The organism is Micromonospora sp. NPDC005206, from assembly GCF_040608175.1.
Lineage (GTDB): Bacteria > Actinomycetota > Actinomycetes > Mycobacteriales > Micromonosporaceae > Micromonospora.
Genome location: NZ_JBEXHU010000057.1, coordinates 1 through 7,971 on the forward strand (window position 1 = coordinate 1; position 7,971 = coordinate 7,971).

Sequence of the window (7,971 nt, forward strand, 5' to 3'; positions counted from 1 at the left end):
GGTCACCAACATCGCCGCCGCCAACCGCCACCACGCCCGCGACAGCAACCGACCACTGGCCCTACTCGGCATCACCTGACGACTTTGCCGGGGCCCTGGCGTTCTGACCGGCACGAGAAGCCGTGGTGTTCCCGGTGAGGCGACACACGGAGCGTCGTCGGCGGCCATGTCGTTCGATCTGACGCCGAGGGCGACGAGGAGGCTGTCGAGCCCTGCGGCAGTGCAGCCCTGAAGCTCCACCGTGCCCTGGTCGAACCAGACCTCGATGCCGTTATCGCGCTGGATCGCGGTTGTGTCGAAGGTGCGGCCACCGGTCCGCTGACGTGCGCGATGTTCCCTGGTCCGGCGACGGTGCAACAGGACCTCCTGGGCGGCGATGGTGCCGTGCCCGCAGTTGGTGAGCTCACCATGTGCGGTGAAGAACCGCACGGTGGGCGTGGTTCCCGCCTCGGCGTCAACGAACGCCGCGTGCGAGGTGCCGGCGCGCCGGACGATCGCGCGCCGAGTGCTGTCGCTGATCGCGATGTCATCGATCAGCACGGCCGTAGGGCTGCCACCTTCCCCGCGGGCGAGTGCAGGGGTCGACGATCGTCGCGTCGCGTCCGTACCTCCCGGTCATGTCGGGGTTTCCGCCTCGGTAGCCAGGCCGCCGTCGGCGAGAGCGCGGGCCCAGTCGTCCGACCACCGGACAAGGGGGCGCAAGGCTCGGTAGGCGCCCTGCCCAAGCTGGGTGAGGGCATAGGCGGCGCCCGGTTCCTGCTTGACGATGCATGCCTCGATCAGCTCGGTCAGCCGCTGCCGCGGGACGCTGGACGACATGTTGTCGCAGTGTTGCAGCAGCGCGCGGAAACCGAGCGAGCCGCGCTGCTACTCCCAGACGATGTGCAGGCTCCGTCGACGTCCGAAAAGGTCGAGTGCCGCCATCAAGGGGCGCCCGGTGCTCGACCCGCGAACCGGCCTTCCCGGCCTCGGCGTCGCCATAGAAATCTCGCCCCGCTTCTCCGGGCGCTTCTCTTTCCGATACAGTACCTCCCGGCCGATGATTCGGTTTCCGAAGCGCAGGAAGGGTCAAGCATATATGACGTCCAAGTTGCGTACCGCATTGTGCGAGCGGCTGGGCATCGACGTACCGGTGGTGCAGGCGCCGATAGGATCCGCGGCGGCGCCCGAACTGGCTGCGGCGGTGGCCGAAGCCGGTGGGCTCGGCATGCTGGCGTCGACCTGGCAGAGCCCCGAACGCGCGCGCCTCGGCATCCGCCACGTTCGGCAGCGGACTACGCGGCCGTTCGGGGTGAATCTGGTGTTGGACTTTCCCGTGATCGACACGCTGGCGGTGTGCCTGGACGAGGCCGTACCGATCATCTCCACCTTCTGGGGTGACCCAGAACCCGTCAGTCAGCGGATCCGTGACGCCGGTGCGCTGCACATGCACACCGTCGGCAGCGTGCGGGAGGCTGTGCGCGCCGCCGAATGCGGCGTCGATGTCATCGTGGCGCAGGGCTGGGAGGCCGGCGGCCACGTTCGCGGCACGACCACCACCATGGTTCTGGTGCCGGCCGTTGTCGACACGGTGGGCCCCATTCCGGTCATGGGCGCCGGCGGCATCAGCGACGGCCGCGGCCTCGCCGCCGTCCTGGCCTTGGGCGCGCAGGGCGCATGGCTGGGCACCCGTTTCCTCGCGACCACCGAGGCTTCCACTCACCAGCTGTATCGGCAACGGCTCGTCGCCGCCACCGCCGAGGACACCGTCCATACCCGCTGCTTCGACGGAGGATGGCCCGACGCCGCGCACCGCGCATTGCGGAATCCAACCCTGCAACGGTGGGAACTAGCCGGTTCACTCTCAGCGCCAGGGCGCCCGGACGAAGGCGACGTCGTAGCCTTCGACAGCGCAGGCCAGGCCCATTACCGGTACGAGGATCTGATCCCCCTACCCGGCATGACCGGCGACCTGGCGGACATGGCCCTCTACGCCGGCCAATCGGTTGAGCTCGTCCGGGAAGTCCGACCAGCAGCCCGGCTCATCCACGAACTCACGGCGCAGACTGTGAACGTCATCGAGCAGATGCGCCGCACGACTCAAACGGCAGACGGGGCTGCGTAACCATGACTTCCCTCGCTCGCATCAGCGGAGACCCCGACCGCGGCACTGCCGTACTGTTCGACGTCGACGGCGTACTGGTGGGACTGCCCCGGGTCTGGTTGACTCGCGGGGTTGAGTGGTTCAGGCCGCGTGTGCGGGCCTGGTGATTGTCTCAAACTCGATCGGTGTGAGCTTGCCGAGGCGTCGTTGCCGTCGGCGGCGGTGGTAGGTTCGTTCGATCCAGGTCACCATCGCCAAGCGCAGCTAGTGGCGGGTCTGCCAGCGTTGCCGGTCTAGGACGTTGCGTTGCAGCAGGGCGAAGAACGATTCCATCGCGGCGTTGTCGCCGCAGGCGCCGCCGCGGCCCATCGAGCCGGTCAAGCCGTTGCGCCGCAACGCTTTGACGAACTTTTTCGACCGGAACTGCCCGGGTTCAAGGGGTCGTCGCAACACCGCTTGTTTGGATTGATAGTAGGTGATCGTTGAGGGCTTCTGCGGGAGTTCGCCATCCGAGTGTCTTGCGAGGGCGGCTGTTGAGCGCGTGAGCGACGGCCGTCAGGTCGTCGACGCTGTGTCTACTAAGGTCAGTTCCCTTCGGGAAGTATTGGCGCAGCAGGCCGTTGGACGCTCCTATGTTTGTCAAGCGCCGTGCGCGAGGTTGATGGAGGGTGTCGGCTGGCGGGTCGCGGCTTGGATGCGGCGGTAGAGCCGGCGGGCAAGAATGCGTTTGAGGCTGCGACGGACGTCGCGGTGGGTTTTGCCCTGCACGGTGCGGTTGGCTTCGTAGTCGCGTGACTCTTGGTGGCAGCGTAGGCGGGTGATCGCGATCGTATGGAGGGCGCGGTTGAGGTCACGGTCCCCGCCGCGGCTGAGCCGGTGGCGGGTGCGTTGCCCGCTGCTGGCCTCCAGAGGGGCAGCGCCGGCGAGGGTGGCGAACGCGGCCTCGCTGCGGACCCGGCCGCGGTGCGACCAGCTCACCAGCAGCTGGGCGGCGACGACCGGACCGACGCCGGGCTCGGCGAGCAGGACCGGGCCCGCGGGGTGGCTCTTGACGAGGGCGAGCAACTCGGGGTCGAGCTCGGCGGTCTGGGCGAGTAGGAACCGGATCCGGGCGGTGATCGACTGCAGGGTCAGAATCGTGATCCGGTGCTCGACGCTCGCGCCAGCGGGGGCTGCGGAGCTGTTCGACGCGGTCCAGTTGCTTGATCAATCGAAGCCCTCGCAACTGTGCGCGTAGATGCTCGGGCGCGACCACGATCAGACTCTTGAGTTCGTTGATCGCTTTGGTTCGGCTGACCAGGACCGCCTGCCGGGTAACGAGAATCTGACGCAGCGCCTCACGCAGGCCCCGTTCACGGGGCGCGGCTTGGTCTTCCTGGGCCAATGCGGTTCGAGCGGCCTGGACTGCGTCGATACGGTCGTTCTTCGCGCCGCGGGATCGCTTTCCACCGGTGATCTCCACGATGTCTTCGCCTGCCTCGGCCAAGACCATGACCAGTCCGGCGGCGAAGCTGCCAGTGCCCTCCAGCGCCCAGACCCGACGGCCGGGCGCGTGTTCGCGGGCCCAGGCCAAGAGCCGCAGATAGCCGAGTCCATCCGCTCGGTCGGCGAGGTGGCCACGGACCCCGCCGGTGACCGTGTCGAGGATGGCCAGGTCGATCGTGTCGCGGTCGAGGTCACCACCGATGACGAAGTCGTAGTGCTCTGCCAGCATTACCATCCGGTTGTCCTTCCCGAGGGCGAGCGCGGTCGACGCCGACCTGGGAGAGGTCACCTGTCGCGGCAGCACTGTGAGGAGTCACGCCTGCGGGCGGACAAGCTCCTGATCAAGCCAAGACGAGTGGGTCAGGCCGGTGTCGGCTGCTCGAGGGACGGGTCCAACGCAAGGCACACCTGCCGGTGGCCAGTGTTCTCGAGAGTCACCTCATGCAGCCGGCACCAGCCTGCCGGTCTGACCCTCCCGGGCCACCAACAGACTCACAGTGTTCTCGTTGGTTCCGCGCTGCCACGGGCTGTGGGGATCGCAGAAGAAGACCGGAATGCCCGTGTCGACGCGTAGCTGGGCGTGCTGGGCCATCTCCGCGCCTTGGTCCCAGGTCAGCGACCGGCGCAACTGCTTGGGCAGCGTGGTGATCGTGGTGGCGATCGCGTCGCGGACTGCTTCGGCGCCATGCCCGGCAAGCGGCGGGCCGTTCTTGACCGGTGGGCCCTGGCCGTGGCCGTCCATCCGGGGCAGATGCAGCAGCATCGTGAACCGGGTGGTGCGCTCGACCAGCGTCCCGATCGCGGAGCTGTCCAAGCCGATGATGAGATCGCCTTCCCAGTGTCCGGGCACGGCCCGGTCCTCGGCCTCGGCAGGCCGCGCGCTGATCATCACTTCTTCGGTGACGAACTTCTTCCCGCGTCCGCGGGTCCTGGCCCGGGGCACCCGCAGCGCACGACCGGTGCGCAGACAGGCCGTCAACTCGCGGCGCAGCGCGCCGCGGCCCTGGATGTACAGGGCCTGGTAGATGGCCTCGTGCGAGATCCGCATCGTCTCGTCCTCGGGGAAGTCGACCGGGAGCCGGTTGGCGATCTGCTCCGGACTCCATGACGTCGCCCAGCGCCGGTCCTGACGACGCCCGTGACGACGCCCGATCCAGCGGACCTGCGGTCCTTCAACCCCGCTGCCGTCCGGAGCGCAGACCGTGCCAGCCAGCCGCTCCTGCACATATTGCCGCAGCCGGTCATTCGCGGCGAGCTTGCCCACCTTGGGCCGGCTCGCTTGGCGGTCGGCGTGCCACTGCGCGACCGAGGCCCGGTAGTCCAACCGGCCGCCACGGGTGGCCGCGTTGCGCCGCAGCTCCCGCGAAATCGTCGCCGGGGACCGCCCCAGATGGCGGGCGATCTCCCGCACTCCGCGCTCCTGGGCACGCAGCACGGCGATCTCCTCCCGCTCGGCGAACGACAGGTAGCGGCCAGACGACGGGTCCAGGCTGATCGACGGCATACCGCCACCCTCGCGGAACCACCGCGGCCCCAACGGCATTGACACACCGCACGCGACGGCGGCGTCCTCGCTCGACAGCCCCTCGGCGATCAGCCGCCAGAACCGTTGCCGTTCCTCACGCCGATTGACCGGAGGCCGGCCAGGTGACCGAAGCGGCGGCCGACCAGCCAGAATCGCCGCACGCGCCCTTCCTTGCGCCACAACATCCTCCTGCACGATCGAGGTGTTGCGACGACCAGTTGAATCCGCCCTGGCTACCTCTGTCGGAGTGCACCACGGTGCCGGCCGGGTCCCGTAGTCGGATTGCGTTGTGCAGCGCCGAGACGGCCAGGGAGGCCTTCATGCGGGTGCCGATGGAGTAGCCGACGATCCGGCCGGAGTACATGTCCTTGATCGCGCAGAGGTAGAGCTTGCCCTCAGCGGTGGGGTGTTCGGTGATGTCGGTCAGCCACAGCCGGTTCGGGGCGTCGGCGGTGAAGCGACGTCGGACCAGGTCGTCGTGCACCGGCGGCCCAGCCCGCCGGGTGAGGCCCTTGCGCTTGGCGAACACTGACCAGATGCGCTGCTGTGAGCACAGCCGGGCCACCCTGTTCGGGCCGGCGGTGATGCCGTGGGCGGGTAGTTCGTCGGCGATGAACCGGTACCCGAACGCCGGATCATCGGCGTGGATGTCCAGGGCGGTGTTGATCAGGTGCGCGTCGTCCCAGTCCCGCTGCGAGACCGGATTAGCGCGCCACGCGTAGTAGGCCTGCTTGCTGAACCCCAACACCCGGCAGGTCACCGCGACGGGGATCCCGTCCGCGGCCAGGTCACCGACCAGCGGGTACATCATTTGGGGAGATCTCCTTGGCGAAGTACGCCGCGGCCCGACGCAGGATCTCGTTCTCCTGCTCCAGGACCTTGTTACGCCTTCGCAACTCGCGCAGCTCCGCTGACTCGGAACTGGTGGTCCCGGGCCGCACGCCGTCCTCGACGTCGGCGAGCTTGAGCCAGCGGTGCAGACACGCCTCGGAGATCCCGAAGTCCTTCGCGATCTGAGCGATCGGGGCCTCGCCCTTGCGGGCTACCGCGACGACATCACGGCGGAACTCCAGGGGAAACGCTTTCGGCATGACAGACATCCTTCCAGCGAGGAACACGTCCTCACAGGTCAGGAGTCAACCGAACCGGGGGCAGTCCCCTTCCTCGGTACTGGTCCTGTCCGGTTTCTTCTCGGCGACGCGGACCAAAGCGCCACCGCCCAGGCGCTTGAGTCGGTGACGGCCGCGCTACGCCCGTACGAGAAAGCCGATGGCGTGCAACTGCGGGGCTCTTTCTGGCTGGTCAGCGCCGCCCGACCATAGAGGCTCAGGCGAGCCGGCCCGCCTGCTCGGCATCGCATGAAGCTCACCACGTGACCGCGCTGAATGTTGACAGCGCCCTCTGGTCGAGCAAACCTAGATCTGCCTCGGTAGCGGGACGTACCAGATGCGCTGTACGGTGGCGCAGGCCGAGCGTCGAGAGGCGCTGCGACGGACTCAGTCCGCCACGCTCGACCTCGGTCATGGGGAAAAGGGTGCCTCTGATCCAGGAGGTGGCCGGTGGCTGCACACCATCAGATGTCACAGCGTGACCGCGCCGAGGGCGGCGGGCAGGTGGGCCGGGTCGCCGCGCTGTGGCGCTACCCGGTCAAGTCGATGGGCGCTGAGGCCCTGCACGAGGTCGACGTGTCCTGGAAAGGCCTGGCCGGCGATCGCCGCTGGGCCTTCATTCGCGACGGCATGGTCCGCAGCGGCTTTCCCTGGCTCACAATCCGGGAACGCCCGGATATGAGCGCCTACCACCCATCGTTCGTCGAGCCGGACCGGCCCGATGCGTCCGGCGTGCTGGTGCGTACACCGTCCGGCGATGAGTTCGACGTCGTGGATCCGGTGCTGGCCGGGCAGCTGGGCGAGGGGGTACGCGTCATCAAGCAGGATCGCGGGGTCTTCGACGCCATGCCGCTGTCTGTCATATCGACCCAGGCCTGCGCCAGCATCGGGGCGTTGGTTGGCGCTGAACTGGATGTCCTGCGTTTTCGACCCAACCTGCTGATCGACACACTCGGCGAGGAGGCCTTTCCCGAGGAAGCGTGGGTCGGCCATATGCTGCGCGTCGGCGGCATGCGAATGCGGGTCGATCAGCGCGACAAGCGATGCGTCATGGTGAACATCGAGCCTGGGACAACGCGGCGTAATCGGGCGATCCTGCGGGCGATCGCCCGCGAGCGCCAGGTCTGCCTCGGGGTTTACGGCTCGACGGTCGAGCCGGGCCGTGTTGCCGTCGGCGACCCGGTGTGGCTTGACGACCGATATGGTCCATAAAGAACTGCCGGGCGATAAGCCCTCCACACTGGACTGATCGGCAGGTTTCATCCTGGTAGTCAGATCGCGACGCCCTGGCGTTCTAGTCGATGCGTGGGGCTTTCCGATCTGGTCCGACTCCGCTGCCCCAGCGCGCGATTACCAATGCAGCCGGACACCACCCGCAAGCCCAACCGTCATCCCGGGAGCTGGCGGCCGCCGTTGCGCGCGAACGGACTGGACCGTGAAGGGTGCAACCTCATGGATCGGGTGTTTGGGTGAGGTAATTGTCATCGGGCGTTCAGCGTAGCTGGGTGCGGTTGTGGCTGGGCACGGCGTCCGAAACGCCGGGCCCGGTCAGATCGGCCGGGCCTGTCTGTTCGACGTTGGTAGAGCTGGCTTTCGCCGGACTGGGTAGCAAGCGTCGAGGCACGTCGTTGGGAAATGCCGGGCCAGGGCGGGGAGGATGAGCGGCTTGGGCAAGGCCCCGGCAAAGTCGTCAGGTGATGCCGAGTAGGGCCAGTGGTCGGTTGCTGTCGCGGGCGTGGTGGCGGTTGGCGGCGGCGATGTTGGTGACC

The 7,971-nt window shown here is 67.9% G+C and carries 5 protein-coding genes and 6 pseudogenes; 2 read left to right on the forward strand and 9 right to left on the reverse strand.

The window, feature by feature from the left end:
• Positions 1 to 546 (reverse strand): annotated as a pseudogene (locus tag ABZU69_RS36545) (PhzF family phenazine biosynthesis protein); the annotation flags it as partial.
• A gap of 69 nt (positions 547 to 615) precedes the next feature.
• Positions 616 to 819, reverse strand: a complete 204-nt coding sequence (locus tag ABZU69_RS36550; protein WP_354968788.1) for a hypothetical protein — start codon at positions 817 to 819, stop codon at positions 616 to 618.
• A 259-nt stretch (positions 820 to 1,078) separates the two neighbouring features.
• Here ABZU69_RS36550 and ABZU69_RS36555 point away from each other — a divergent pair, with 259 nt between their 5' ends.
• A complete protein-coding gene (locus ABZU69_RS36555) occupies positions 1,079 to 2,104 on the forward strand; it encodes a nitronate monooxygenase (RefSeq protein WP_354968789.1) in 1,026 nt (341 codons plus the stop codon).
• A 120-nt stretch (positions 2,105 to 2,224) separates the two neighbouring features.
• Here the strand turns inward: ABZU69_RS36555 and ABZU69_RS36560 are convergent.
• From ABZU69_RS36560 to ABZU69_RS36590, 7 genes and pseudogenes are all read right to left on the reverse strand, one after another.
• A pseudogene (locus tag ABZU69_RS36560) lies at positions 2,225 to 2,509 on the reverse strand (IS3 family transposase); the annotation flags it as partial.
• Between the two features lie 7 nt (positions 2,510 to 2,516).
• A pseudogene (locus tag ABZU69_RS36565) lies at positions 2,517 to 2,732 on the reverse strand (hypothetical protein); the annotation flags it as partial.
• Positions 2,723 to 3,148 carry a transposase gene (locus ABZU69_RS36570; protein WP_354968790.1) on the reverse strand — a complete coding sequence of 142 codons (426 nt, stop codon included), beginning with the start codon at positions 3,146 to 3,148 and terminating at the stop codon, positions 2,723 to 2,725. The gene ABZU69_RS36570 and the pseudogene ABZU69_RS36565, both read right to left, overlap by 10 nt.
• A 202-nt stretch (positions 3,149 to 3,350) precedes the next feature.
• Positions 3,351 to 3,803, reverse strand: a pseudogene (locus tag ABZU69_RS36575) (transposase); the annotation flags it as partial.
• Positions 3,804 to 4,052: 249 nt separating this feature from the next.
• Positions 4,053 to 5,072: pseudogene (locus ABZU69_RS36580) on the reverse strand (IS30 family transposase); the annotation flags it as partial.
• A gap of 250 nt (positions 5,073 to 5,322) precedes the next feature.
• A pseudogene (locus ABZU69_RS36585) lies at positions 5,323 to 6,184 on the reverse strand (IS3 family transposase); the annotation flags it as partial.
• A gap of 274 nt (positions 6,185 to 6,458) precedes the next feature.
• The gene (locus tag ABZU69_RS36590; protein WP_354968791.1) at positions 6,459 to 6,617 is read right to left on the reverse strand and encodes a hypothetical protein; all 159 of its coding nucleotides are present in this window, start codon (positions 6,615 to 6,617) and stop codon (positions 6,459 to 6,461) included.
• A gap of 53 nt (positions 6,618 to 6,670) precedes the next feature.
• On the opposite strand from ABZU69_RS36590, the gene ABZU69_RS36595 reads away from it, so the two are divergent.
• Positions 6,671 to 7,414, forward strand: coding sequence for an MOSC N-terminal beta barrel domain-containing protein (locus tag ABZU69_RS36595; RefSeq protein ID WP_354968792.1), 744 nt, complete (start codon positions 6,671 to 6,673; stop codon positions 7,412 to 7,414).
• Positions 7,415 to 7,971 lie beyond the last annotated feature (557 nt).